This is a genomic window from Streptomyces sp. DSM 118878 (genome assembly GCF_052936595.1).
This window is the reverse complement of sequence record NZ_CP193622.1, coordinates 5,820,999-5,846,157: the sequence shown is the minus strand read 5'-3', so window position 1 is coordinate 5,846,157 and position 25,159 is coordinate 5,820,999. Positions and strand designations below refer to the sequence as shown.

23 protein-coding genes are annotated in these 25,159 nt (G+C 72.4%); 14 read left to right on the top strand and 9 right to left on the bottom strand.

What is annotated here, in order from left to right:
• Positions 1-26: 26 nt before the first annotated feature.
• From ligD to ACRAKF_RS26125, 3 genes are all read left to right on the top strand, one after another.
• Complete coding sequence (ligD, locus tag ACRAKF_RS26135; protein WP_447039985.1) at positions 27-926, top strand: non-homologous end-joining DNA ligase; 900 nt, start codon at positions 27-29, stop codon at positions 924-926.
• Positions 923-1,810: an ATP-dependent DNA ligase gene (locus ACRAKF_RS26130; RefSeq protein ID WP_447039984.1), complete on the top strand. Its 888-nt coding sequence runs from the start codon at positions 923-925 to the stop codon at positions 1,808-1,810. Before ligD ends, ACRAKF_RS26130 begins: the two co-directional genes overlap by 4 nt.
• Before the next feature lie 127 nt (positions 1,811-1,937).
• Positions 1,938-2,366, top strand: coding sequence for a nuclear transport factor 2 family protein (locus ACRAKF_RS26125; RefSeq protein WP_447039983.1), 429 nt, complete (start codon positions 1,938-1,940; stop codon positions 2,364-2,366).
• Positions 2,367-2,572: 206 nt separating this feature from the next.
• Here ACRAKF_RS26125 and ACRAKF_RS26120 read toward each other — a convergent pair whose 3' ends face one another.
• Positions 2,573-3,382, bottom strand: a complete 810-nt coding sequence (locus ACRAKF_RS26120) for a nuclease-related domain-containing protein (RefSeq protein ID WP_447039982.1) — start codon at positions 3,380-3,382, stop codon at positions 2,573-2,575.
• 331 nt (positions 3,383-3,713) lie between these two features.
• On the opposite strand from ACRAKF_RS26120, the gene ACRAKF_RS26115 reads away from it, so the two are divergent.
• From ACRAKF_RS26115 to ACRAKF_RS26095, 5 genes are all read left to right on the top strand, one after another.
• Positions 3,714-4,466 (top strand): hypothetical protein, encoded by a 753-nt coding sequence (locus ACRAKF_RS26115; RefSeq protein WP_447039981.1) that lies wholly within the window; start codon positions 3,714-3,716, stop codon positions 4,464-4,466.
• Positions 4,463-5,815 carry an ATP-binding protein gene (locus ACRAKF_RS26110; RefSeq protein ID WP_447039980.1) on the top strand — a complete coding sequence of 451 codons (1,353 nt, stop codon included), beginning with the start codon at positions 4,463-4,465 and terminating at the stop codon, positions 5,813-5,815. The genes ACRAKF_RS26115 and ACRAKF_RS26110 overlap by 4 nt, the downstream gene beginning before the upstream one ends.
• 131 nt (positions 5,816-5,946) lie before the next feature.
• Positions 5,947-6,312 carry an SH3 domain-containing protein gene (locus tag ACRAKF_RS26105; RefSeq protein WP_447039979.1) on the top strand — a complete coding sequence of 122 codons (366 nt, stop codon included), beginning with the start codon at positions 5,947-5,949 and terminating at the stop codon, positions 6,310-6,312.
• A 75-nt stretch (positions 6,313-6,387) separates the two neighbouring features.
• Positions 6,388-7,752 (top strand): FtsW/RodA/SpoVE family cell cycle protein, encoded by a 1,365-nt coding sequence (locus ACRAKF_RS26100; protein ID WP_447039978.1) that lies wholly within the window; start codon positions 6,388-6,390, stop codon positions 7,750-7,752.
• Positions 7,749-9,239 carry a peptidoglycan D,D-transpeptidase FtsI family protein gene (locus ACRAKF_RS26095; protein WP_447039977.1) on the top strand — a complete coding sequence of 497 codons (1,491 nt, stop codon included), beginning with the start codon at positions 7,749-7,751 and terminating at the stop codon, positions 9,237-9,239. Before ACRAKF_RS26100 ends, ACRAKF_RS26095 begins: the two co-directional genes overlap by 4 nt.
• An 11-nt stretch (positions 9,240-9,250) precedes the next feature.
• Here the strand turns inward: ACRAKF_RS26095 and ACRAKF_RS26090 are convergent, their stop codons facing one another.
• Entirely contained in the window at positions 9,251-10,357 is a 1,107-nt protein-coding gene (locus ACRAKF_RS26090; RefSeq protein WP_447039976.1) for a ferritin-like domain-containing protein, read from the bottom strand.
• A gap of 147 nt (positions 10,358-10,504) precedes the next feature.
• Here ACRAKF_RS26090 and ACRAKF_RS26085 point away from each other — a divergent pair, with 147 nt between their 5' ends.
• The 4 genes from ACRAKF_RS26085 (at position 10,505) to ACRAKF_RS26070 (ending at position 13,817) form a co-directional block, all read left to right on the top strand.
• Positions 10,505-11,443, top strand: coding sequence for an AurF N-oxygenase family protein (locus ACRAKF_RS26085; RefSeq protein WP_447039975.1), 939 nt, complete (start codon positions 10,505-10,507; stop codon positions 11,441-11,443).
• A 39-nt stretch (positions 11,444-11,482) separates the two neighbouring features.
• Positions 11,483-12,208 carry a TetR/AcrR family transcriptional regulator gene (locus ACRAKF_RS26080; protein WP_447039974.1) on the top strand — a complete coding sequence of 242 codons (726 nt, stop codon included), beginning with the start codon at positions 11,483-11,485 and terminating at the stop codon, positions 12,206-12,208.
• Between the two features lie 34 nt (positions 12,209-12,242).
• Positions 12,243-12,518 (top strand): hypothetical protein, encoded by a 276-nt coding sequence (locus ACRAKF_RS26075; protein ID WP_447039973.1) that lies wholly within the window; start codon positions 12,243-12,245, stop codon positions 12,516-12,518.
• Between the two features lie 129 nt (positions 12,519-12,647).
• Positions 12,648-13,817 carry an NlpC/P60 family protein gene (locus tag ACRAKF_RS26070; RefSeq protein WP_447039972.1) on the top strand — a complete coding sequence of 390 codons (1,170 nt, stop codon included), beginning with the start codon at positions 12,648-12,650 and terminating at the stop codon, positions 13,815-13,817.
• Here the strand turns inward: ACRAKF_RS26070 and ACRAKF_RS26065 are convergent.
• From ACRAKF_RS26065 to ACRAKF_RS26045, 5 genes are all read right to left on the bottom strand, one after another.
• Positions 13,787-15,025 (bottom strand): styrene monooxygenase/indole monooxygenase family protein, encoded by a 1,239-nt coding sequence (locus ACRAKF_RS26065; protein ID WP_447039971.1) that lies wholly within the window; start codon positions 15,023-15,025, stop codon positions 13,787-13,789. The two genes, ACRAKF_RS26070 and ACRAKF_RS26065, sit on opposite strands and share 31 nt — an antisense overlap.
• A gap of 85 nt (positions 15,026-15,110) precedes the next feature.
• The gene (locus tag ACRAKF_RS26060; RefSeq protein ID WP_447039970.1) at positions 15,111-15,728 is read right to left on the bottom strand and encodes a GTP-binding protein; all 618 of its coding nucleotides are present in this window, start codon (positions 15,726-15,728) and stop codon (positions 15,111-15,113) included.
• Entirely contained in the window at positions 15,709-16,131 is a 423-nt protein-coding gene (locus ACRAKF_RS26055) for a DUF742 domain-containing protein (RefSeq protein WP_447039969.1), read from the bottom strand. Before ACRAKF_RS26055 ends, ACRAKF_RS26060 begins: the two co-directional genes overlap by 20 nt.
• On the bottom strand, positions 16,128-16,700 hold the full coding sequence (locus ACRAKF_RS26050) for a roadblock/LC7 domain-containing protein (protein ID WP_447039968.1): 573 nt from the start codon (positions 16,698-16,700) through the stop codon (positions 16,128-16,130). The genes ACRAKF_RS26055 and ACRAKF_RS26050 overlap by 4 nt, the downstream gene beginning before the upstream one ends.
• Positions 16,697-19,633, bottom strand: coding sequence for a sensor histidine kinase (locus ACRAKF_RS26045; RefSeq protein WP_447042179.1), 2,937 nt, complete (start codon positions 19,631-19,633; stop codon positions 16,697-16,699). Before ACRAKF_RS26045 ends, ACRAKF_RS26050 begins: the two co-directional genes overlap by 4 nt.
• A 377-nt stretch (positions 19,634-20,010) precedes the next feature.
• Between ACRAKF_RS26045 and ACRAKF_RS26040 the strand changes: the two genes are divergently transcribed.
• Positions 20,011-20,856 (top strand): protein phosphatase 2C domain-containing protein, encoded by an 846-nt coding sequence (locus ACRAKF_RS26040; protein ID WP_447039967.1) that lies wholly within the window; start codon positions 20,011-20,013, stop codon positions 20,854-20,856.
• Between the two features lie 37 nt (positions 20,857-20,893).
• Here the strand turns inward: ACRAKF_RS26040 and ACRAKF_RS26035 are convergent, their stop codons facing one another.
• Positions 20,894-21,382, bottom strand: a complete 489-nt coding sequence (locus tag ACRAKF_RS26035; RefSeq protein WP_447039966.1) for a MarR family winged helix-turn-helix transcriptional regulator — start codon at positions 21,380-21,382, stop codon at positions 20,894-20,896.
• A gap of 269 nt (positions 21,383-21,651) precedes the next feature.
• Between ACRAKF_RS26035 and ACRAKF_RS26030 the strand changes: the two genes are divergently transcribed.
• Positions 21,652-22,485, top strand: a complete 834-nt coding sequence (locus tag ACRAKF_RS26030) for a lysozyme (protein WP_447039964.1) — start codon at positions 21,652-21,654, stop codon at positions 22,483-22,485.
• Between the two features lie 56 nt (positions 22,486-22,541).
• On the opposite strand, the gene lon is transcribed toward ACRAKF_RS26030, so the two are convergent.
• Positions 22,542-24,956, bottom strand: a complete 2,415-nt coding sequence (lon, locus tag ACRAKF_RS26025; RefSeq protein ID WP_447039963.1) for an endopeptidase La — start codon at positions 24,954-24,956, stop codon at positions 22,542-22,544.
• Positions 24,957-25,159: the final 203 nt, after the last annotated feature.

Genomic DNA, 25,159 nt, shown 5'->3' with positions numbered 1-25,159 from the left:
TGCACGTTTTGTGCGACTCTCATCGTATGACGCCGATCACAGAGGTGGAGGGGCGAAGGCTCTCGCTCAGCAACCTGGACAAGGTCATCTATCCCGCGAGCGGCTTCACCAAGGGCGAGGTGCTGCACTACTACGCGGCCACCGCCGAGGTCCTCCTCCCCCACCTCCGCGACCGCCCCGTCTCCTTCCTGCGCTACCCCGACGGGCCCGACGGGCAGAGCTTCTTCGCCAAGAACGTGCCGCCGGGCGCCCCCGACTGGCTGCCGACCGCCGAGGTACCGCGCTCCGCGGGCAACACCCGCCAGGTCCTCGTACAGGACCTGGCCTCGCTGATGTGGGCGGCCAACACGGTGACGGAGTTCCACACCCCGCAGTGGCGGGCCGAAGCGCCCGCGCGGGCCGACCGGCTCGTGCTCGACCTGGACCCGGGCCCCCCGGCCACGATCGTGGAGTGCTGCCGGGCCGCGCTCTGGCTGCGCGACCGGCTGCGGGCCGACCGGTTCAACGTGTACGCGAAGACGTCCGGGAGCAAGGGCCTCCATCTGCTCGTACCGCTGAAACCGACGCCCTCGGAGCGCGTCACCGCGTACGCGAAGGCCCTCGCCGTCGAGGCCGAGCAGGAGTTCCCCGAACTCGTCGTGCACCGCATGACGCGGAGCCTGCGCCCGGGCAAGGTCTTCGTCGACTTCAGCCAGAACGCCGCGGCCAAGACGACCGCCACCCCCTACACGCTGCGGGCCCGCCGGGAGCCGACCGTCTCCGCGCCCGTGACCTGGGAGGAGGTCGAGGCGTGCGAGGAGCCGGGGCAGCTCCTGTTCACCGCGGGGGACATCGCGGCCCGCGTCGCCGAGCACGGCGGCGACCTGCTGGCCCCCCTCTTCGACGGCAGACGGGCCAGGGCGCTGCCCGCGGGGAGCGCGCGGTGACCCTGCGCCGGCCCGTACGGGTCGCCCTGGCGGAAGGCGTGACCGCGCTGCCCGAGGGGGACGGCTGGGCCTACGAGCCCAAGTTCGACGGCCACCGCATGGTCGTCCTCCTGGACGAGGCGGGGCAGGTGACGCTCCAGGCCCGCTCCGGACGGAACGTCACCGCGGCCTTCCCCGACCTGGAGCGCGCCGCGGCCCGGCTGCCCGCGGGCACCGTCCTCGACGGCGAGGTCGTGGTCTGGTCCGGCGGGCGCATCGACTTCGCCGCCGTGCAGCAGCGGGCGGCGGCGACCCGCATGCGCGCGGGCGTCCTCGCGCGCACCCTGCCCGCCTCGTACGCGGCCTTCGACCTGCTGGCGGAGGGCGGCGAGGACTGCCGCCGCCTGCCGTACGAGGAGCGGCGCGCCCGCCTCGTACGGCTGCTCGCGCCCTGGGGGCCGCCGCTCCAGGCGGTGCCGTCCACGACCGACCGCGATCTCGCCCTGACCTGGTACGAGACGCTGCCGGCGACCGGCGTCGAGGGGCTTGTGGTGAAGCGGCTCGACGGGGCGTACCGCAGCGGCACGCGCGCGTGGCTGAAGCTGCGGCACAGCGACACCCGGGACGCCGTGGTGATCGGCTGCACCGGAAGCCCCGCGCGGCCCCAGGCCCTGGTCCTCGCCCTGCCCGGCGACGGCACGCCCGTGGTGTCCTCGCCGCTCTCCCCCGCGGTGCGCTCGGAGGCCGCCCAGGCACTGCCGGACCCGGTGGGCGAGGGGACGGCCACGGCGATCGGCATCGGCGAGGTCACGTACGCGGCGATGCCCGAGGAGCCGGTGGTGCTGGTCGAGGTCCGGCAGAACACGACGCGGCACGCGACGGCGGTCGTGGTCCGCTTCCGCTGAGCGGGCGGACACCGGCGCACGGTGCGTGTGACCGGCATCACGCTTAATCAAGTTTGACTAGTAGCCTCGCGAGGCATACCTTCTCTGCCATTAGTCAAACTTGACCTCCCCGTACGAAGGAGACCGCATGACCGTTCTGCCCGAGACCGGATACGTCCCGACCGACGAGGACCGCGCGAGCCTGGACGCCTGGTTCGCCGAGTACGACGCGCACAGCGCGAAGCGCGATGTGGAGCGCATGGCCGACCTGGCCGTCTTCCCGCTCAACCTGGTCAGCGACGACTCCGCGGGCGACGGGCGGGCGGCGCAGTGGGACCGGGAGCAGTTCGTGCGGACGATGACGCACGTGATGGGGGACGGCAGCGCGGACATCACCTTCGAGTCCACCCGCACCCCCGTCTTCCTCTCCCCCGCCATGGCCGTCGTGTTCACCGACTCGGTGATGACGACGGACGAGGGGACACAGCGTCTGCGGTACGCGGACATCCTGATCAGGCGCGGCGGCGCCTGGGGCTTCCAGACCATGATCCAGGGCGGCTGGGGGGACAACCTGTGAGTGTGACCGGCGGCTGAGAGCCTGTGTCATAACCCCGGTCGGATCAGCGCGCGGCGTCTGGTGCGTGCGATCGCAAGGCGCCGGAGCGCCCTCGTAGCGGAGCTACTAGGGCGTTTTGGCAACGCCGCGAGCGTGCGTGCCAGGCGTCGCGCGCCCGGCCGGGGTTATGACACAGGCCCTGAGAGCCTGGGCTCCGAGGGGACGTCTCAGACGCGCCGCCAGGTGTGGCGGTCCCTGGCCAGGGCGTGCAGGGCCTCCACATCGGCCGGTTTGAGCTGGCCGCCGAGGCGGGCGAGGGAGGTCAGGTCGCCCTCCCGCAGCACCCGCACGTCACGTGGCGGCGCCGCCACGTCCAGATCGGCCGTACCCGTGCCCGCGAGCGCCAGGACGGGGCGGACCTCGGCCGTCAGCGCGAAGGAGGCGCGGCCCGCGTCGGAGCGGAGCGTGCGCAGCAGCGGGGCGGGCTCGCCCCGGCCGACGGTGACCATCGGGTCGGCGATGCGCACCCGGCGCCTGCGCGCGGCGAGGGTGGCCACGCAGAACAGGCCGCCGGGGCCGATCAGCAGGTGGTGGATGCGGGCGCCGCCGGGCAGCGGCACCGAGTGCAGTACCCGCCAGCCCGCCCCTTCCAGCTCGTCGAGCGCCTCGCCGACCGCCCGCTCGGCGGTGAGCGCGCGGTGGCGGGCGTCGGAGCGCAGCTTGCGGGCGGGCAGGGCCTCGCGTTCCAGGGCGATGTGCAGCGCCTCGCCGGGGCGGTTGGGGGCGAGGTCGTCGTCCGGGTGGAGCGCGAGCCCGGCCATCTCGGCGGGGGTCGGCAGCGGCGGCGGGCCGGCCGTGACGTGGCCGGTCAGGAAGGGTGCGAGGGCCCGCAGGACGTCCTCTTCACGGTCCGCGCCGATGAGGTTGACGCGGGACGAGTCACGGTCGTACCACGCCACGCTCCTGCCGTCCGCGCCAAGGACGTACAACCGCTCCTGCCCGTGCCGCCAGGCCGGTACGACGCGCAGTCCGCTCATGCCGCATCACCCCTCGACCATGGGAACAGGCCGTGCGCCGCCGGGGCAAGAACCCGGCGGCGCACAGCCGGAGTTGAGGCGTGTTCGCGCCGGCCTCGGCCGGTCGGGCGGCGTGTCGCTCCCGCCGCGGGAGAGCCGGCAGGTGGACAAGAGGGACTTCACCCCCAATAAGGTGTATGCGGCGAGCGCCTGACCCGCGTCGCCTGCTCACCCGCGGCGGCCGACGGCGGGCGGGCACCGCTCTGACAACATCGACCTCTACGCCGGCCGGACGACGTGACGGCAGGCCTGGTGCCACGACAGGCCGCGCCGCGCGGCAGGCAGGAGTGCAGTGAACCGCAGCAGGACCGCGCTCGCCGCCGCCTTCGTCACCGTCGCCGCCCTGCTGGCCGGCGGCTGCGGTGATCCGGGCGATCTGCGCGGCGCCGGTCCCACGCCCACCGCCCAGAGCCCCACGCGCCTCTGGCCCGACCTGCCGCCGCCGTCCGCGCCCGCCGAGGACTACGGCGCCATAGAGGCGGTGAAGGTCAAGGGCGTCGAGGTGCCCGGCGGTGATCTGCGCAAGGTGGACCCGGTGGACGTCGTCCGCGCGGACTTCGAGGAGAACCCGGGGACGTACGAGAACTCCGACACCGCCTACCGGAAGACCCTCGCCCGTCTTGCGGACTGCGCCGCGGAGAGTTCCGGCACCCGGGAGCGGTGTCCGGTGCTCAAGGCGTACTACCGGGACCTGACCGGCGACGACAAGGACGACCTGATCGTCGGCGTCTCGATGCCCGACGACAATCTCGACGTCCGGGTGTACGCCGAGGAGGAGCGGCAGCTCACGCAGATCATGGAGATGAGCGACGCCGTGCTCGGGGTCGAGCTGGCCGGGCGCGACCTGATCATCCGCGCCGTCTCCAGCCTCGCGGGGTACGAGTACCACACGGTCTGGTCCTGGGACGCCCATCAGAAGGCGATGCTGCCGACGAGCGACGAGATCGTGCGGGCCGCGGACGCGCACCGCGCGCGGACGCCGCACCCCTCCCGTTCGGTGGGTCCCGGCGCCACGCCGGCGCCGTCGGGGAGCGGCGGACGATGAGCCACCGGCAGCCGCGCGGGCCGCGGTTCCCCGCCTGGACGGCGTCGCTCACCTGGAAGGCCGCCGTCTTCATCACCGTCATGTGCTGTGCGCTCGCGGCGCTGCTCGGCGCGCTCGTGCACGTCTCGGTGACCGACCAGACCGTCGGCCAGGCACGTGAGCGCGCGCTCTCACGCCTCGAAGAGGTCACCGAGCGGTACGAGGCGGGCGACCGGCTCGGGCCCGGCGCGGGCATCGACCCGGCGGGGCTGCCGGAGCGCCTGCGGGAGCTCGCGGTGGACGGCGATCGCGGCACGATGGTCGCCTCCCACGAGTCGCGGCCGACCGTGTGGGCCGCCGGGCCCGCGGACGGGGGCCGGGCGCTGGCCGTCCAGGTGGACTACGCGCAGGGCGCCCGCACCATCGACGGCCTCGACCGGGCGATCCTCGGCTCCTCCGTCCTCGCGATCGGCGCGACGCTGCTGGTCGGCGCGTTCGCCGTGACCCGCGTGACCCGGCGGCTGCATCTGACGGCACAGGTCGCCAGGAAGATCAGCGGCGGGGATCTGGACGCCCGCGTCAACGACCTCCGCACCAGGGAGCCGGCACGCCGTCAGGACGAGGTCGCCGCGGTCGCCGGGGCGCTCGACACCATGGCCTCCTCGCTCCAGGGCAAACTCCTGAGCGAGCAGCGGTTCACCGCCGACGTGGCCCATGAGCTGCGTACGCCGCTGACCGGGCTGCACGCCGCGGCGGAGCTGCTGCCGCCGGGGCGGCCGACCGAGCTGGTGCGGGACCGGGTGGCCGCCCTGCGCACCCTGACCGAGGACCTCCTGGAGATCTCCCGGCTCGACGCGAGGAGCGAGCAGGTGGACCTCGACGCGCACCGGCTCGCTCCACTGGCGGAGCGTGTGGTGCGGGGTTCCGGCGAGGGGGCGGAGCTGGTCGTCATCCGTGACGTCACCGTGGAGACCGACCGGCGGCGCCTTGAGCGAGTCCTCGGCAATCTCGTCGCCAACGCCCGCAAACACGGGCGGGCGCCGGTGCTCGTCTCGGTCGACGGGCCGGTGGTCACCGTGCGGGACCACGGGGACGGCTATCCGGACTACCTCGTGGAGCACGGCCCGCAGCGCTTCAGGACCGAGGGCACGACCCAGGGGCACGGCCTCGGTCTGACCATCGCGCTCGGCCAGGCCGGGGTCCTCGGCGCCCGGCTGACCTTCGCCAACGCGGCGGACGGCGGCGCCCTCGCGACACTGCGGCTGCCCTACGAGGAGTCGGCCGCCGAGGCGGGGGCCGGCGAGGCGGGGGCCGGCGAGTCTGTTGGTGAGGGCGGTCCCGGCGAGGACGGGCGTGACGGCGCGGCGTGAGCCTTTGCGCACACTCCGTGCCGCTTTTACTGTGAGTTGCGGCTTATGCGCAGTTCCCGGAGCCGCCCCCACCCGCGGCTCACGCGCACGCGCCGAAGGCCGCCCCGTTCGCTCCCCTCGGAGGAGAACCCATGCCCCTGCGGACCACAGCCACCCGGCTCGGCATACTCGTCGCCGGCGGCGCCCTCACCGCCCTCACCCTCACCGGACCCGCCGTCGCCGGACCCGCCGTCGCCGCGGACGGCGCCGACAGCAAGGCGCCCGTCTACAAGGGCCGCGTCATCGCCAAGTCCGGCCTCCTGCTCCGCAACGCCCCCAACCGCGGCAGCCGCGTGATCCGCAGCGTGCCGTACGGCAAGGTGGTCACCATCTACTGCAAGACGCGGGGTGACCGGGTGGGCAACAACAACCTCTGGTACCTGCTCACCGACGGCACGTGGGCGTGGGGTTCCGCGCACTACATCGCCAACATCGGCAAGGTGCCGCGCTGGTGCTGACGCCACCTCACCCCATCCGGCCGACATAGCCGACATAAGCGGACTTCAGGGCTTGTCGCTTGCTACGTTCCCGGCATGACCGGAACACGAGCGGGCCCCGCACCCCCCGCGGTGCCCGCCGTCCGCGTCCCCCGGCGCCGCGGCACCGAACTCGCCCTGCTCGTCCTCGCCGTCCTGCTCTGCGTGTACGGCTACTGCGGTGTCGGCCTGGCCAGGCAGGGCTCCGTCCCGCCCGGCGCCGTCGGTTACGGCGCCGGGCTCGGGACGCTCGCCCTCCTCGCGCACCTCGCCGTACGGCTCCGCGCCCCGTACGCCGATCCGCTGCCGCTGCCCATCGCGGTGCTGCTCAACGGGCTCGGCCTGGTGCTCATCTACCGCCTCGACCTCCAGACGCCGCACGACGAGGCCGCGCCCGCCCAGCTCGTCTGGTCCACCGTCGGCGTCGCGCTCTTCATCACCGTGGTGCTCCTGCTGCGCGACCACAGGACGCTCCAGCGCTACGCCTACCTCTCCGTCGTCGCCGCGCTGGCCCTGATGATCGTGCCGATCTTCTTCCCCGCCGTGAACGGCGCCCGGATCTGGATCAGGTTCGGCGGGCTCTCCATCCAGCCGGGCGAGTTCGCCAAGGTCCTGCTCGCCGTCTTCTTCGCCAGCTACCTGGCGGCCAACCGCAGCGCGCTGGCCTACACCGGCCGCACCGTCTGGCGGTTCACCCGGCTCCAGCTCCCCACCGGACGCGTCCTCGGGCCCGTCGCCGCGGTCTGGCTGCTGAGCGTCGGCGTCCTGGTCCTCGAACGCGACCTCGGCACCTCGCTGCTCTTCTTCGGGCTCTTCGTGACCCTGCTGTACGTCGCGACGGGCCGCATCGGCTGGATCGCGGTCTGCCTGCTGCTCGCGGCGCTCGGCGCGTACGCCGTCGGCTCGCTCGAACCGCATGTGCACGGCCGCGTCCAGGACTGGCTGGACCCCTTCGCCTCCATCGAGGCGGGCGCGGGACCCAACCAACTGGCCCAGTCGCTCTTCGCGTTCGCGGCCGGCGGAATGCTCGGCACCGGGCTCGGGCTCGGCCACTCCGTCCTCATCGGCTTCGCCGCGAAGTCCGACTTCATCCTCGCCACGGCCGGCGAGGAGCTGGGCCTCGTGGGCCTCTGCGCGGTCTTCGCGCTCTACGCCCTGCTCGTCGAGCGCGGCTACCGCGCCGGTCTTGACCTGCGCGACCCCTTCGGGCGGCTGCTCGCCGTCGGGCTCGCCTCGATCATCGCGCTCCAGGTCTTCGTCATCGCGGGCGGCGTGATGGGCCTCATCCCGCTCACCGGCATGGCCATGCCGTTCCTCGCGCAGGGCGGTTCGTCGGTCGTCACCAACTGGATCATCGTGGCGCTGCTCATCCGGGTCAGCGACTCGGCCCGCCGCCAGGTCGTGGCCCGGGAGGGGCGGTGACCCGGTACATCCGGCACGCCGCCGTGTTCTGCGCGCTGCTGCTCGTCGCCCTGCTGGTCAACGCCGTCCGCGTCCAGCTCGTCGACGCCGGGTCCCTGGACACCGACCCCGCCAACCGCCGCGTGCCCATCGTGCGCTTCGGTGAGCCGCGCGGCGACATCCTGGTCGACGGGGTCGCCGTCACCGGCTCCAAGGACACCGGGGAGCAGCTCCGCTACGAACGTACGTACAAGGACGGCCCGCTGTACGCGCCCGTGACCGGCTTCGCCTCGCAGGTCTACGGCACATCCCTCCTGGAGGACGCCGAGGACTCCCTCCTCTCCGGCACCGATCCGATGCTGGCCCCGCTGCCGTTCTGGAACGACCTGACGCGCGCGCGGAGTCCGGGCGGCAAGGTGGAGACCACCATCAGGGCGGCGGTGCAGCGGGCCGCCTACTCCGGTCTGGGCGGCAGGCGGGGCGCGGTCGCCGCGCTCGAACCGGCGACCGGGAAGATCCTCGCCCTGGTCAGCACCCCCAGTTACGACCCGGAGCGGCTCTCGGGGAACGGCGGGGCGGTGGCGGACGCCTGGGCGGAGCTGAACCGCGCCCGCGAGAAGCCGATGCTGAACCGCGCGATCCACCGGACCTATCCGCCGGGGTCGACGTTCAAGGTGGTCACGGCCGCCGCCGCGCTCGACTCGGGCACCGTGACGGATCCGGACGAGCCGACCAGGTCCCCGGACCCGTACACCCTGCCCGGCACCCGTACGCAGCTCACGAACGAGGTGGACGGCTGCGCCGACGCCTCGCTGCGCCAGGCCTTCCAGTGGTCGTGCAACACGGTCTTCGCCAGGCTGGGGGTGGCCACGGGGCTGCGGGCGATGGTGCGCACCGCACGGAACTTCGGCTTCAACGACGCGGGCCTTCGCATCCCCTCCGCCGTGGCGCGCAGCAACTTCGACACATCCCTGGACAAGGCGCAGCTCGCGCTCTCCGCCATCGGGCAGTACGACACCCGGGCGACGCCGCTTCAGATGGCGATGGTCTCGGCGGCCGTCGCGAACGGCGGCTCGGTCAGGATGCCGCACCTGGTGGAGCGGACGACCACGGACGACGGCGACGTGGTCGGCGCCACGGGGCACCGGACCCTGCGCCAGGCGATGCACCCGGCGACCGCCATGCGGCTGCGGGAGATGATGACGGATGTCGTCGAGAAGGGCACGGGGGCGAACGCCGCCATCCCCGGGGTGACCGTCGGCGGCAAGACGGGGACGGCGCAGCACGGCGTCGACAACAACGGGACGCCGTACGCCTGGTTCGTCTCCTGGGCGCAGGCCCCGGGCGACCCGGAGCCTTCGGTGGCGGTGGCCGTGGTGATCGAGGACGCGGCGGCGGACCGCGGGGACATCAGCGGCGGCGGCAGTGCGGCGCCGATCGCCAGGGCCGTGATGGAGGCGGCCCTGAAGCCGGGAGCGACCACGGACCGCGGACCCGCTCCCGGCTGACCGGCGCCCCGCTACTCCTGGCCGCCCGCGGCGATGGTCTGTCCGACCTCGGTCACGCGCGCGTGCTCCTCGGCCGCGAAGCGTTCCGCGTCCAGCTCCTCGGCGATCTCCTCGTCCTGGCGCATGAGCTGGTCGAGGTTGTGGTCGCCCATCTCGAAGACGCCCATGTCCACGTACGCCTCCTGGAGGCGCTTGCCCCACAGGCCGATGTCCTTGACGCAGGGCACGATGCGGCTGAAGAGCAGCTGCCGGAACAGCGCGAGGTACTCGGACTGCTCGCTGTACTCCTCGGCCTGGGCCTTGGGGATGCCGAAGTTCTCCAGGACCTCGACGCCGCGCAGCCGGTCGCGCATCAGGTAGCAGCCCTCGATGACGAAGTCCTCGCGCTCGCGCAGCTCCGCGTCCGTGAGCTCCTTGTAGTGGTCACGCAGCGCCATCCGCCCGAAGGCGACGTGCCGGGCCTCGTCCTGCATCACGTACGCGAGGATCTGCCGGGGCAGCGGCTTGGTCGTGGTGTCGCGGATCATGCCGAACGCGGCGAGCGCGAGGCCCTCGATGAGGACCTGCATGCCGAGGTAGGGCATGTCCCAGCGGGAGTCGCGGAGGGTGTCGCCGAGCAGCGCCTTGAGGTTGTCGTTGACGGGGTAGAGCAGCCCCAACTTCTCGTGCAGGAAGCGGCCGTAGATCTCGGCGTGCCGCGCCTCGTCCATGGTCTGGGTCGCGGAGTAGAACTTCGCGTCCAGGTCGGGGGCCGACTCCACGATGCGCGCCGCGCACACCATGGCGCCCTGTTCACCGTGGAGGAACTGGCTGAACTGCCAGGGCGTGTAGTGCTTGCGGAGCTCCCCCTTGTCCCGTTCGGTCATCTTCGCCCAGTGCGGGGTGCCGTAGAGCGACATCGACTCGTCGGGGGTGCCGAGGGCGTCGAGCGGGTCGACCTCCAGATCCCAGTCGATGCGCGTGGCACCGTCCCACTGCTTGTCCTTCCCCTTCTGATAGAGGGCCAGGAGACGATCGCGCCCTTCGTCGTACTCCCAGCTGAGGCGGGCCGAACCGGCCGACGGAATCTGCCAGTTGGGCTCCCCGAGAGGCATGGTGTAGAGCTCATGCGTCGACATACAGGCAGGCTCACACGCTCCTGGACAAGGGGTCAACAAGTGGCGCGCGAGGGATTGACGGCCTTACTGACAAGCAGTCTCATAAGAGATGACCGCCGGTAACCCCACTGTCGGCGCCTCACCTCCGACGACAAGGCAGGTATCCGCATGTCGACCGTGCCGGAAGACGTTTCGCTCCAGGGGCTGCGGGACGCGCTCGGCCTGCTCAAGGACAGGGAGCAGGTGGCCGTCCGGCTCCTGGAGTCGTCCGCCAGGAACTCCTTCGACCCCGACAGGGACCTCGACTGGGAAGCCCCGCTCGAAGAGGGCAAGTGGTTCTGGCCGCCGGAGCTCGTCTCGCTCTACGACACCCCGATGTGGAAGCGGATGTCCGAGGAGCAGCGCTTCGACCTCGCCCGGCACGAGGCCGCCGCCCTCACCTCGCTGGGCATCTGGTTCGAGATCATCCTGATGCAGCTCCTCGTCCGGCACATCTACGACAAGTCGGTGACCAGCGCGCACGTGCGCTACGCGCTGACCGAGATCGCCGACGAGTGCCGTCACTCGATGATGTTCGCGCGCGTGATCGAGAAGAGCGGGGCGCCGACATACCCCGTCACGCGCCTCCACCACAACCTCGCGCGCGTCCTGAAGACCGTCTCCACGACGCCCGGCTCCTTCGCCTGCACGCTCCTCGGCGAGGAGATCCTCGACTGGATGCAGCGGCTCACCTTCCCCGACGAGCGCGTCCAGACGCTGGTGCGCGGTGTGACCCGTATCCATGTGGTCGAGGAGGCCCGTCATGTGCGGTACGCGCGTGAGGAGCTGCGGCGGCAGATGGTGACCGCGCCGCGCTGGGAGCGTGAGCTGACGCGGGTCAGCAGCGGGGAGGCGGCGCGGGTCTTCTCCCTCGCGTTCGTGAACCCGGAGGTCTACACGAACGTCGGCCTGAACCGGGCGGAGGCTGTCGCGCAGGTGCGGGCGAGCGGGCACCGCAGGGAGGTCATGCAGAGCGGGGCCAAGCGGCTCACGGACTTCCTGGACGACATAGGGGTGCTTCGGGGGGTCGGCCGGCGGCTCTGGAGGTCTTCGGGATTGCTGGCCTAGCGCCCCTACGGGGACCCCCGCCCGGTTACGCTGCGAGGCATGACCTCGCCGGCCACCACCCCCGCGTACCGCCGCCTGAGCGTCGAAGCGCGGCGGCGGCAGCTCCTGGAGTCCGCGCTGTCCCTCTTCGCGCACCGCGCGCCCGAAGACGTCAATCTCGATGACGTCGCGGAGGAGGCCGGAGTCTCCCGGCCGCTCGTCTACCGCTACTTCCCCGGCGGCAAGCAGCAGTTGTACGAGGCCGCGCTGCGCTCCGCGGCCGACGAGCTGGAGCAGTGCTTCGCCGAGCCCCCGCGGGGCCCGCTCACCCAGCGGCTCTCGCGGGCGCTCGACCGGTACCTCGCCTTCGTGGACCAGCACGACGCCGGGTTCAGCGCGCTGCTCCAGGGCGGCAGCGTGGTGGAGACCTCGCGGACCACCGCCATCGTGGACGGCGTCCGCAGGGCCGCCGCCGATCACATCCTGGCCCACCTGGACGTGCCGGAGCCGGGCCCCTCGCTGCGGATGACCGTACGCATGTGGATCACCGCGGTGGAAGCGGCCTCGCTGATCTGGCTCGACGGGGGGAAGCAGCCGCCGCTGGACGAGTTGCGGGACATGCTGGTCGAGCAGTTCATGGCGGTGCTCGTCACGACGGCGGGACGCGACCCGCAGACGGCCGACGTCGTGCGGTGGGCACTCGCCAAGGAGACGCCCGAGGGCCCCGTGGGCGGCCTCGCCCGGCGGGTCCTGCCCGTGGTCGCCGACGCGGCCCACCTGCTGTGAGTACCCGCGCCGCCCGTGGTGTGACACTGGTGGCGTGAAGAGCGAAGAGACCCCCTTCGTGGGCGGCCCCCTGGACGGCCGGGTGCTCCCGGTGCTGCTCGGGCCGACCGGGCACCCGCCGAAGGTGTACCGCGTGCCCGTCCCCGACGACGCGGGCGGCCCGCCGACCGTCCTGGTCTACCGCAGGGCGCCCGCACAGACCGGCCGGCGCCTCTCGCTGACCGCGCGGTGGCGGTACGAGTACGACGAGAGCGGCGACAAGGGCGGCGGCCTGAAGTGGCCGTGGACCAAGCCCTCCGGCGCAAGCTGACACGCCGTCACCCACTGGACGGGTGACTTCATTGCGCCGACCGGACACCCTCCGGAGGCGGACCGCGGAAGTCGGGCCGATGCTCGCGGTGCGCGGCGGAAGGGCCGCCCGCGCACCGGAGGTGATGAGGTGTCAGGCAAGCTGCTGCGCTGGGTCTGCACGGGGGCCGTGGTCGGTGTCCTGTTCACGGCCGCTCCCCCGGTCCAGGCGCTCCCGGCGCCGGCGCCGGACCCCGAAGGCCGTTCCGTGCCCGCGCTCCTGATGGACCTTCAGCGTCTCTACCGCAAGGCGGAGGACGCCACGGAGAAGTACAACGCGACCGCGGAGAAGCTGAAGAGGAAGCGCGCGCACGCCGCCGATCTGCGCGCGAAGCTCGCGAAGGCGCGCGCGTCGCTCAAGGACAGCAGGGGCGACGCGGGCCGCCTTGCCCGTCAGCAGTACCAGAACGCCTCGGCCACCGACGTCTCCTCCTACCTCCGCCTGCTCCTCGCCCGCGACCCGCAGCACGCCCTCGCCCAGGGCCATGTGGTCGGCCGGGCCGCCGCCGACCGGGCCGCGGCCGTGGAGCGCATGACCAGCGGCGCGAAGAAGGCGGACGCCCTGGCCGCGGCGGCGAAGCGGGCCGTGGACGAGCAGGCCGCGCTCGCCGCCCGGCGGAACAAGCAGCGGAACACCGTCGTCCGGCAACTGAAGGAGGTCGAGGAGCTGCTCGCCTCGCTGACCGGGGACCAGCTCGCGTCGCTGCGCAGGGCCGAGGACGCGGGCGCGAAGAACAACCAGAAGCGGTTCATCGCCACCCGCGCGCTCGGCGGCAGCCCGGCCAAGCGGGCGCCCTCGGTCCGGGGCCACAAGGCCCTCACGTTCGCGGTGAAGCAGATCGGGCGGCCCTACAAGTGGGGCGCCGTGGGCCCCGAGGCCTACGACTGCTCGGGGCTGACCTCACGGGCCTGGCAGCGCGCGGGCCGCGAGATCCCCCGCACCAGCCAGGAGCAGTGGAAGCGGCTGCGCCGCATCCCGCTGAACGAGCTGCGCCCCGGTGACCTCGTCATCTACTTCCCCAAGGCCACGCATGTCGCGATCTACCTCGGCGACGGCAAGGTCGTCCAGGCGCCCCGGCCCGGCGCCCGGATCAAGGTCTCGCCCATCGCCGCCAACCCCGTGCTCGGCGCGGTGCGGCCCGACCCCGGGGGCCGGGCCATGCGCGGCTACACCCCGCCGAAGCTGCCCAAGGGCGCCGCGTCGGGCAGCGACCTGGGATACCGCGACCGTCAGGCGCCGGCCGCCACGGCCTCCAGGTAGGCGGCGGCCTTCGCCGGGTCGTAGAAGTAGTCCTCGAAGTCCGCCGGGTCGTTGAAGCCGTTCGCGAAGCGGTCGGCCACCGGCTGGAGCTGACAGCCCGCGCCGAGGATGTTCAGGACGTGCTCGGGCGGGGTGCCCAGCATCGCGTTCGTCCACTTGGTGACCGACTGGGCGGTGTCCCAGTAGCGGTCGAACGCCGACTGCATCCACGCCTCGTCGAAGGGCTTGTCACCGTGCTCGACGATGGAGGAGATGTACGAGGCGGCGCACTTGGACGCCGAGTTGGAGCCCTGTCCCGTGATCGGGTCGTTGGCGACGACGACGTCCGCGACGCCGAGGACCAGACCGCCGCCGGGCAGCCGTCCGATCGGCTTGCGGACCGTCGGCGTGTACCGCCCGGCGAGCGTGCCGCCCGCGTCGGTCAGCTCGACCTTCGTGGCGCGCGCGTACTCCCAGGGCACGTACTTCTCCAGGAGTTCGAGCGTCAGCGCCAGGTGCTCCGAGGGGTCCTTGACGCCCTGGAAGACGTCCAGGGGGCCGCCGGGTACGCCCTCCCAGAACAGGATGTCGGCGCGGCCCGTGTGGGTGACGGTCGGCATCACGAAGAGCTCGCCGACGCCGGGCACGAGGTTGCAGCGCACCGCGTCGAACTCGGGGTGCTCGGGGCGCGGGCCGAGACCGTGCACGTAGGCGACGGCGAGGGCGCGCTGCGGCTCGCTGAACGGGGAGCGGGCGGCGTCACGCTCGAACATCGAGACCAGCTCGCCCTTGCCCGCCGAGACGAGCACCAGGTCGTAGGTGCGCGCGAAGTAGTCGAGGTCGGAGACCGCGGCGCCGTGGATGACGAGCTGGCCGCCGCGCTGCGCGAAGGTCTCCATCCAGCCGGCCATCTTCACGCGCTGGTCGACGGACTGGGCGTACCCGTCGAGCTTGCCGACCCAGTCGATGACGCGAGCGGAATCGGGGCCGGCGACGGAGACGCCGACGCCCTCGATCCGCGGGGCCTGCGACTCCCAGAAGTTCGCCTGGATGTCCCGCTCGTGCTGGAGCGCGGTGTGGAACATGCACTGGGTCGACATGACCCGCCCGGACCGGATCTCGTCCGCCGTCCGGTTGGACATCAGAGTGACCTCGTACCCCTGGGCCTGGAGCCCGAGGGCGATCTGGAGCCCGGACTGACCGGCTCCCACGACAAGTATCTTCCGCATGAGGGCACTACTCCTACGTACGTTCACAAAAGGCTGGGGGGAAAGGCGGGGGAAAGGCTTGGGGGAAAGGCTGTGGGGGGCGTCGTCACTCGGGAGCGACGTCCAGCGCGTGGCCGACGAGGGCGAGCAGCGCCTCGATCGCCGCGACCCGCTGGCGCGCGTCCATGATCAGTACGGGTATGTGCGGCGGCACGGTCAGCGCCTCGCGCACATCGGCGACCTCGTACTCCTGGCTGCCGTCGAAGTGGTTCACGGCCACGATGTACGGCAGGCCACAGCTCTCGAAGTAGTCGAGGGCCGGGAAGCAGTCGGACAGCCTGCGGGTGTCGGCGAGGACCACGGCGCCGATCGCACCGCGCATCAGGTCGTCCCACATGAACCAGAAGCGCTGCTGTCCGGGCGTGCCGAAGAGGTAGAGCACCAGGTCGTCGTTGAGCGTGATGCGGCCGAAGTCCATGGCCACCGTGGTGGTCGTCTTCTCCGGTGTGTCGCTCAGGTCGTCGGTGCCGACGCTCGCCTGCGTCATCAGCGCCTCCGTCTGGAGGGGCGTGATCTCGGAGACGGCGGTCACCAGCGTCGTCTTGCCGACGCCGAAGCCGCCCGCCACCACGATCTTCGTGGCGATCGGGGCGCGTGACGTGTCCGTCTGCCAGGGCTGTAGCTGACCCTCGTCCTCGAGGAGTTCAGAGACGGCGGAGTCCACTCAGCACCCTTTCCAGCAGTGCGCGGTCGGGCCGGCCCGGGCCGTGGCCCGTTCCGTACACCCGGATCTTTCCCTGGTCGGCGAGGTCGCTCAGAAGTACGCGGACCACGCCGAGCGGCATCTTGAGGAGGGCCGCGATCTCCGCGACCGTGCGCATGCGGCGGCAGATCTCGACGATCGCCTGTATCTCCGGCATGACACGGGATGTGCCCTTGGTCAGTTCGAGGCGCTCGTCGGGGGCCTCGATGGCCGCGCTGCTGGCCACGAAGGTCTCGACGAGCAGGACGTGCCCGAAGCGGGTCCGTCCGCCGGTCAGCGAGTAGGGCCGCACCCGGGCGGGTTTTCTGTCGCCGCCGCGCTGGGGCAGCTTCGGCGTCGCACGGCCGCCGCTCCCGCCGCTCATCGCGCGTTCTCCAGCGACTGGCGCAGCTCGCTGCGGAGTTCGGGGGTGAGGACGTGTCCGGCGCGGCCGACGAAGAGGGCCATGTGGTACGCGACGACGCTCATGTCGCAGTCCGGGGTGGCGTGCACGCCGAGCAGCGAACCGTCGCTGACCGACATGACGAAGAGGCTGCCGTCCTCCATCGCGACCACGGTCTGCTTGACCGGGCCGCCGTCCATCAGCTTGGCGGCACCCACGGTGAGGGAGCCGAGTCCGGACACGATCGTGGCGAGGTCGGCGCTGGAGCCCTTGGGGCCCTTGGGGGCCGCCGAGGGGCGCTCGGCGTTCTGCCCGGGGTCGGAGGAGAGCAGCAGGAGTCCGTCGGACGAGACCACCGCGACGGAGAGAATCCCGGGCACCTCCTCCACGAGGTTCGTGAGCAGCCAGTGCAGATTGCGGGCTTCACGGCTCAGGCCGTACTGCCCGGGTCCTGTCGTGCCGCCGGACGTGGTGGGTGCGGCGGATGTGGCGGGTGCGACGGATGTGGCGGGCGCGACGGAAGAACTGGGCGTGCGCATGGGTGCAGTCAACTGCTTGCCTCCTCGACTGAGTCCCCCATTACGTCTGCGGCTTTTACGTTCTTTTCGTTACTTTGTGATGGTTCGTCGCGCTGCGCCGGTTCTGACGTGGTCGGTGTCTCGACCGGCTCCTCCCCGGCGATCTCGGCCTCCACGTCCCGACGGCCGCTCTCCGCGCCCTGGTGGAAGCCGCCGAGGCGGCGGCGGAGCGCCGAGGCGTCCACGGAGCCGCCGCGCGGCCTCGGCACGGGGGCCGAGGGCGCGGTGATCTTCGGCGTGCGCTTGGGCAGGCCCTTGTCGGTGACGCGCTCCCACTTGGGCGGCCTGGGGGCCGCCTCGGGCCTGGGTTCCGGTGCCGGCTCGGGCCGGGGGTCCGCTTCCGGGGCGCGGGGCGGTGCGAGCTCCATGGTCGTCTCGGACGAGGGCAGGGGCACGGCTTCGGGCTCGGGCGCGGCTTCGGGCTCTTCGGCCTCCGGCTCGGGCTCCGCGGCCTGCGGCTTCGGCTCCGGCTCCGGCTTCGGCTCGGGCTTCGGGAGTGCCGTCTCCAGGGTCCGCTCGGCCGCCGCGATCAGCGGGTCGCCGCCGTCCTCCGAAACGGCGGTCAGCCGGCCCGGGATGACGTTGGAGTTGGCCTCGGCCTCCGAGCCCGGCAGATGAACGACGCTCTCCCCGGCCGCGCCCGGGGTGACCACCCCGCCGGGCGCCCCCGCCAGGTCCGGCGCCGCCGCGAGGATCGACTTGGGCAGCACCACGACCGCCGCCGTGCCGCCCTGCTTCTGCTCCCGCAGCCGCACCCGGGCCCCGTGTCGCGCGGCGAGCCGCGCCACGACGTAGAGGCCGAGGCCGAGGCCGTCGCCGCTCTCCTGGTCGTACGCGTCGTCCGGGTCGAAGTCGGTGAGGCGGGCGTTGAGCTCGCGCATGCGGTCCTCGGCGACGCCGATGCCCTCGTCCTGCACGGAGAGCATGACCTCGCCGTTCTCCAGGAGCCAGCCGGAGACCTCGACGGGGGCGTCCGGCGGCGAGAACGAGGTCGCGTTCTCCAGGAGCTCGGCGGTGAGATGGCTGATGTCGTCCGCGGCGAAGCCCGCGATGTGGGCGTGCGGCGGCAGCGTGGCGATGCGGACGCGTTCGTACCGCTCGATCTCGGAGACGGCGGCCCGCACCACGTCGACCAGCGGGACCGCGCCGGGGTTCTGATGGCCGTGCTCGGCGCCCGCGAGGACCAGGAGGTTCTCGCTGTGGCGGCGCATGACCGTGGCGAGGTGGTCGAGCTTGAAGAGCGTCGAGAGGCGGTCCGGGTCCTGCTCGCGGTCCTCCAGGTTCTCGATGACGGCGAGCTGGCGCTCGACCAGCCCCAGGGTGCGCAGGGCCAGGTTCACGAACGTGCCGTGGATGGACTGGCGTACGCGGTCCAGGTGCGCGGAGGCCTCGGCCAGCTCGGTACGGAGGGCGTCGCGCTCGTCGGCCATGGTCCGGCGCTTGCCGATGAGGTGCTTGCGGTCCGCTTCGAGCGTGGTCAGCCGCTCGGTGAGCGCGGCGGCGTGGCCGTGCAGCGCGTTGACGGAGCGTACGACCTGGGCGAACTCGTCGTCGCGGCCGGTGAAACGAATCGGCTCCTGGGGCGCGGGCTCGGTGGCGAGACGGGCCGAGCCGAGGCGCAGGACGGCGAGCGGCCGGGTCAGCGAGCGGGCCATGGCCATGGAGACGCCGACGGCGGCGAGCAGGCAGACGCCGATGAGCGCGATCCGGATCTCCAGGGCCGTGACGTCGTCGTCGCGGAGCTGGGCGAGGTGCTTGGTGCGCTCGACGCCGAGCGCGGACTCGGTGCCGCGCATCAGCTCGATGCGGGCGGAGAGGGCCGCGTCGAGCTTCTTGGGGTCGTAGGCCAGCTCGGCGTCGGAGAGCGTCGGCTGGTCGGTGAGGCGCTTGAGGTACTTCTCGGCGGCGCCGGCGTCGGAGCCCGTGACGGTCGACTCGTACGTGGCGCGGGCGGAGTCGTCGGCGGTGTCCGAGAAGTCGGCGAGCGCCGCCAGTTCGCGGGTACGGGCCTGCTGGGCGGCGGCGCTGAGCCCGGCGCGGCGCTTCGCGGCCTCCGGCGACTCCTCGGTGACGGTGCTCGGCAGCCCCGTGACCGGGTCGACGCCGGGCGTGGTGGAGGCCGGCCGCTCCACGGCGAACGCGGCCAGGAGCAGGCCGCGGGCGGCGGCGGCCTGCTCGACGGCGTGGTCGAGGTCGACGAGGGCGAAGGCCCCCTCGTTGGCCTCGGGCGGCAGCCGCTCGGCCAGGTCACGGGTGAGGCCGTGCAGTTCGGTGATGACCTTCGTGTACGCCTCGTGGGCGTCGAGGGCGCTGCTCTTGCCGGTGAGCGCGGACCGTCGGACGGCGGCGATGTCGGCGAGGTCGCCGCGGAGCCCGGCGGGGGCGTCGGCCTCCCGCAGCTCGTCGATCTGCCGGTCCACGCGGGCGCTGCGGCTCTCGGAGAGACCCCTGCCCTGCGGGCGGCCCGCGGCGATGAAGGACGTGACCTCGTCGCGCTCGTCGGCGAGCGAGTGGCCGAGGGAGACCGCCTGCTGCGTCTGCTCGGCGAGGGTCACCAGGCCCTGTGTGTCGTTCAGCCGGTCGGAGGCGGCGATGACGGCGGGTGCGCCCGCCCCGGCGATCGCGGCGGCCACGACCGCCACGGCGACGATCAGCCGGTTGCGCACGCGGGCGGTGGGCCGCCCGGTGACGGCGGGGGCGCCGCCGGTGGGCGTCCTGGGTGTGGGGGCCGACGCGGACGAGGGCTCGGACGCGGGCGAGGGCTCGGCGGCCGGGGCCTGCGTCACCTCGTCCGTCTCCGTCACGGGGTCCGTGACGGTGCGCTCCGGCGCTTGCTCGGTCGGGTTGGTCGCGTCCGGCGTGGTCCCTTCCGGGGCCGTCTGCTTGCCTTTGCGCCGAGGCCGCATCTTCTGCACCGGTGCTCGCATTCTTGTTCTCGGCTGACCTGGGCCCGGATGACGGTATGTCAACACGAGCGCGCCCCAGGTACGGCTCCAGACCATTCCAGTGCCATTGGGTGGCGGACGCGCATCGTCTGCCTGGCCACCCGAAGGAGTGAACATCGGGGAGGAGTTGGCGGGCAAGTCCTCACGGGGCCGCCACCGGGGCCGTTCGGAGCGCCGGTTGGACGTTGCCGGGCGCCTTTGGCAGGATTCGCCGCCACACCTCGGCGGAGTTGATCATTCCGGCCCAATTCCGGCGCGTGACCTGCTGGTACTGGACAAACCCGTGGGCTCCTCCACCTCTGAGGGGCCCGCGCGAACGTCTCATGCAGACTGGCTGGATGCGTATCGAACTCGCCACCGAGCCCGGAGACCCCGCACGCCCCAACGAGGACTACGCGTCGGTCGCGCTTCCCGCGTCCGGACAGGGTGGTTCGCTCGTTCTCCTGGACGGCGTGACGCCGCCGGAGGGTTCGGTGGGTTGTCCGCATTCCGTCCCCTGGTTCACCGCCCGGCTGGGCGGCGCACTGGGTGAACTGTCCGCTTCGCGGCGAGATATGACGCTCCCTGAGGTGCTGGCCGAGGCAATCACGCGTACCGCCGAAGCGCACGGTTCAACCTGTGACCTTTCTCACCCACGCACCCCTCAGGCAACGGTGGTGCTCGTGCGCTGGGACGCCGAGCGCGTCGAACATCTGGTCCTCTCCGACTCGGCGCTGCTGCTCGCGGGGCGCGACGGCGGGGTGACCGCGGTCCTGGACCGCCGCCTCGCGGAACTGCCGCCCGCGGTGCGGGCGCTGCGCGACCAGGTGCGCGCCCTGCCGCGCGGCTCTGCCGAGCGCGAGGTGGCGGGACGCGCGTACGGGGCGGCGGTCGAGGCCCTGCGCAACGCCGAGGACGGCTTCTACACCGCGGCGGCCGACCCCTCGGCGGCCCTGCGCGCCGTCACCGGTGAGGTGCCGCGGACGGAGGTCACCGCGGTGGCGGCGCTGACCGACGGGGCGTCGCGCTGGGTGGAGACGTTCCGCGAGGGCGACTGGGCCGACTGCCTGGAGCTCGTGCGCAAGGAGGGCCCGCAGCACCTGGTCGACCGGGTCAGGGAGCTGGAGCTCGCCGACCCCGACCGCCTCGCCTTCCCGCGCGGCAAGCGCCACGACGACGCGGCGGTCGTCTACGCGGAGTTCTGACCCCACGGCGGTCCGTCCGCGGTCATGACACGGGCTCTCAGCCCTCGGCGCTGCTGTTGAGCTGGCCGAGCAGTCTGGCCAGCTCGGCGACCTCGGCGCGGTCCCAGCCCTGGAGGCGGCGCACGTACTGGGCGCGGCGGGCGGCGCGCACCGTGCGGAAGCGGGTGCGGCCGTCGCGGGTGAGCCGGATCAGCCAGGCGCGGCCGTCCGCCGGGTCGGGCTCCCTGGAGACCAGGCCGAGTTCCTCCAGGGCCCGGAGCTGGCGGCTCATGGTCGCCTTGCCGACGCCGATGTACGCGGCCAGCTCGGTGGCCCGCTGCGGCCCCCCGTCGTCCAGGCAGACGAGCAGGCCGTACGCGGCGGGCTCCAGGTCGGGGTGGACCTGGCGCGCCATCTCGCCGGACGAGGCCCGTGCCCGGCGCATCAGGAGCGTCAACTCCCGCTCCAGGGAGAGGAACTCACGGTCCGCCCCCGGCTCGGCGGCTGCGCCGTCCCCGCCCCGCACGCCCTCTTCTGCAGCACTCATGTCCCGCTTTCCCGATTCTGAAAGTTTCCGCCGGAAGGCTTCCCCGCCGCGGTCGCGGCGACAGCGGCCTGACCAGTATTTCGCAAGGTCGGAACGGTGCCGCTCCGGCGCCACCGCCACAGGAGTGGACCAACGGCAGCGGCTTGCCCCTCTTCCCCGGCGGCGGTCTACGTGCGTAGCTTTCAAGTGACATGTTCACACCATGGCGGTCGCCAGAGCATGTCGACAGGTCCCCACCGAGCACCACCGAGGCCATCGGAGGCACGCACATGCCCGTGCACAGACCCGGATCGGCCCGCCGCTCGCGCTTGTCGCCGGCGGGGGTTCTCCTCGCAGCACTCTCCGCGCTCTCCCTCCTCCTCACGCTCCCCACACCGGCCCAGGCTGACGACGTCCCGCCGCGCGGCTCCGCCCGCCTCGGCCAGGGCGTCATCGAGCACGACGGCCAGGGCGGCCGCCCCTCGGGCGGTGACGCCACCCAGACCGAGGGCGTCGACGTCAGCAGCCACCAGGGCAACGTCGCCTGGCAGACCCTCTGGAACAGCGGGGTGAAGTGGGCCTACGTCAAGGCCACCGAGAGCACCTCGTACAAGAACCCCTACTTCACCCAGCAGTACACCGGTTCGTACAACGTGGGCATGATCCGCGGTGCCTATCACTTCGCCACGCCCGACACCTCCAGCGGCGCCACCCAGGCCAACTACTTCGCGAGCAACGGCGGGGGCTGGTCGCGCGACGGCAAGACACTGCCGGGCGCCCTGGACATCGAGTGGAACCCGTACGGTGCGGCCTGCTTCGGCAAGTCGCAGTCGGGGATGGTGAGCTGGATCCGCGACTTCCTGACCACGTACAAGGCGCGCACCGGGCGTGACGCGGTGATCTACACCGCGACGAGCTGGTGGAAGCAGTGCACCGGCAACTACAGCGGCTTCGGCGCGAGCAACCCGCTGTGGATCGCCCGCTACAACACCAGCCCGGGTGAACTCCCGGCCGGCTGGGGCTTCCACACCATGTGGCAGTACACCTCGTCGGGGCCGACGGTCGGCGACCACAACAAGTTCAACGGCGCCCTCGACCGGGTCCAGGCGCTCGCCAACGGCTGAGCACACGGCGGTGGCCGGCCCCGGGACCCGGGGCCGGCCACCGCTTCGTCACGGCGTCAGGCCGCTACGGCGACCTTGATCCCGGCGTCCGCGAGCGTCACCTCCAGCGCCTGGCGCACATCGGTGACGGCGTGCACGTCGAGCTTCTCCAGGACCTCGGCGGGCACGTCGTCGAGGTCCGCCTCGTTCCGCTTCGGGATGATCACCGTGGTGATCCCGGCGCGGTGCGCGGCGAGCAGCTTCTGCTTGACCCCGCCGATCGGCAGGACCCGGCCGGTCAGTGAGATCTCGCCGGTCATCGCCACGTCCGTGCGGACGAGTCGCCCGCTGAGCAGCGACGCGAGGGCGGTCGTCAGCGCGACGCCCGCGCTCGGACCGTCCTTGGGGACCGCGCCCGCCGGGAAGTGGATGTGCACGCCCCGGTCCTTCAGGTCGCCCACGGGCAGCTCCAGCTCGGCGCCGTGCGAGCGCAGGAAGCTCAGCGCGATCTGCGCCGACTCCTTCATGACGTCACCGAGCTGACCGGTGAGCGTGAGCCCCGAGGCGCCGGTCTCCGGGTCCGCGAGCGAGGCCTCCACGTAGAGGACGTCGCCGCCCGCGCCGGTGACGGCCAGCCCGGTCGCCACACCCGGCACCGCGGTGCGGCGCTCGGCCGGGTCCTGGGCGGACTCGGGCACGTGGTGCGGGCGCCCGATCAGGCCGCGCAGGTCCGCGTCCGTGATGGTGAAGGGCAGCTCCCGGTCGCCCAGTTCGTGCTGGGCCGCGACCTTGCGGAGCAGCCGCGCCACCGAGCGTTCGAGGTTGCGTACGCCCGCCTCGCGCGTGTACTCACCGGCGAGCCTGCGCAGCGCGCTCTCGTCGAGGGTGACCTCGTCCGCGCCGAGGCCCGCCCGCTCCAGCTGGCGCGGGAGCAGGTGGTCGCGGGCGATGACGACCTTCTCGTCCTCGGTGTAGCCGTCCAGCCTGACGAGCTCCATGCGGTCGAGCAGCGCCTCCGGGATGGCTTCGAGGACGTTGGCCGTGGCGAGGAAGACGACGTCGCTCAGGTCCAGCTCGACCTCCAGGTAGTGGTCCCGGAAGGTGTGGTTCTGGGCCGGGTCGAGGACTTCGAGGAGGGCGGCCGCCGGGTCGCCCCTGAAGTCCGAGCCCACCTTGTCGATCTCGTCGAGGAGCACGACCGGGTTCATGGACCCGGCCTCCTTGATGGCCCGCACGATCCGTCCGGGCAACGCCCCCACGTACGTACGGCGGTGGCCGCGGATCTCCGCCTCGTCGCGTACGCCGCCGAGCGCGACCCGCACGAACTTGCGCCCCATGGCGTGCGCGACGCTCTCGCCGAGGCTCGTCTTGCCGACACCGGGAGGGCCCACCAGGGCGAGGACGGCGCCGCCGCGGCGGCCCCCGACGACCCCGAGACCGCGGTCGGAACGGCGCTTGCGCACCGCGAGGTACTCGGTGATGCGCTCCTTCACGTCCCGCAGCCCCGAGTGCTCGGCGTCGAGGATCTCCTGGGCGCCCTTGATGTCGTACTCGTCCTCGGTGCGCTCGCTCCACGGCAGTTCGAGGACGGTGTCGAGCCACGTCCTGATCCAGGAGCCCTCGGGCGACTGGTCGCTCGCCCGCTCCAGCTTGTCGACCTCCTTGAGGGCGGCCTCGCGGACCTTCTCGGGCAGGTCGGCGGCCTCGACGCGGGCGCGGTAGTCGTCGCACTCCTCGCCCTCCTTCTCGCCGCCCAGCTCGCGCAGCTCCTTGCGTACGGCGTCGAGCTGGCGCCGCAGCAGGAACTCGCGCTGCTGCTTGTCCACTCCCTCCTGCACGTCCTTGGCGATGGACTCGGCCACGTCCTGCTCGGCGAGGTGCTCGCGGAGCTGCTCGGTGGCGAGCCGGAGACGGTCGAAGGCGTCCTCGGTCTCCAGGAGCGCGATCTTCTGCTGGACGGTGAGGAAGGGGGAGTAACCGGAGTTGTCGGCGAGCGTGGAGATGTCCTCGATCTGCGTGACGCGGTCGACGACCTGCCAGGCGCCGCGCTTCTTCAGCCAGCTCGTGGCGAGCGCCTTGTACTCCTTGACGAGCTCGGTCACGGCGCCGGGCAGGGGTTCGGACACGGCGTCGTCGATCTTCAGGCCCTCGACCCAGAGGGCCGCGCCGGGCCCGGTCGTGCCCGCGCCGATGCGCACGCGGCTCCGGCCGCGGATCAGCGCGCCCGGGTCGCCGTCCGCGAGCCGCCCGACCTGCTCGACGGTGCCGAGCACGCCGGTGGCGGCGTACGTCCCGTCGATGCGCGGAACAAGCAGCACCTTCGGCTTGCTGTCGCCCTCGGAGCCGGCGGCGGCCTGCGCGGCCTCCACGGCAGCGCGCACCTCGGCGTCGGAGAGGTCGAACGGGACCACCATGCCGGGCAGGACCACCTCGTCGTCGAGCGGCAGCACGGGCAGAGTGAGCGGTGTGTACGAGGTGGACTCAGTAGCCATGATCTCCCCTTCGGCATTCAAGTTGAGCTATACCGGCTCAATGCTTGTGAGCGCCGCGGTGTTCCCCAAGTGATGTTCGCTCTGAGCGATCGGCGGAAATCCGTCAGTGGTTCCTGCCCGCCTCTGTACGAATCGGCGCCCTGCCAGGACGGTGGTCCCCCGACCCACGCACACGTCCGGCCCGCACGTCCGGCCGCACGTCC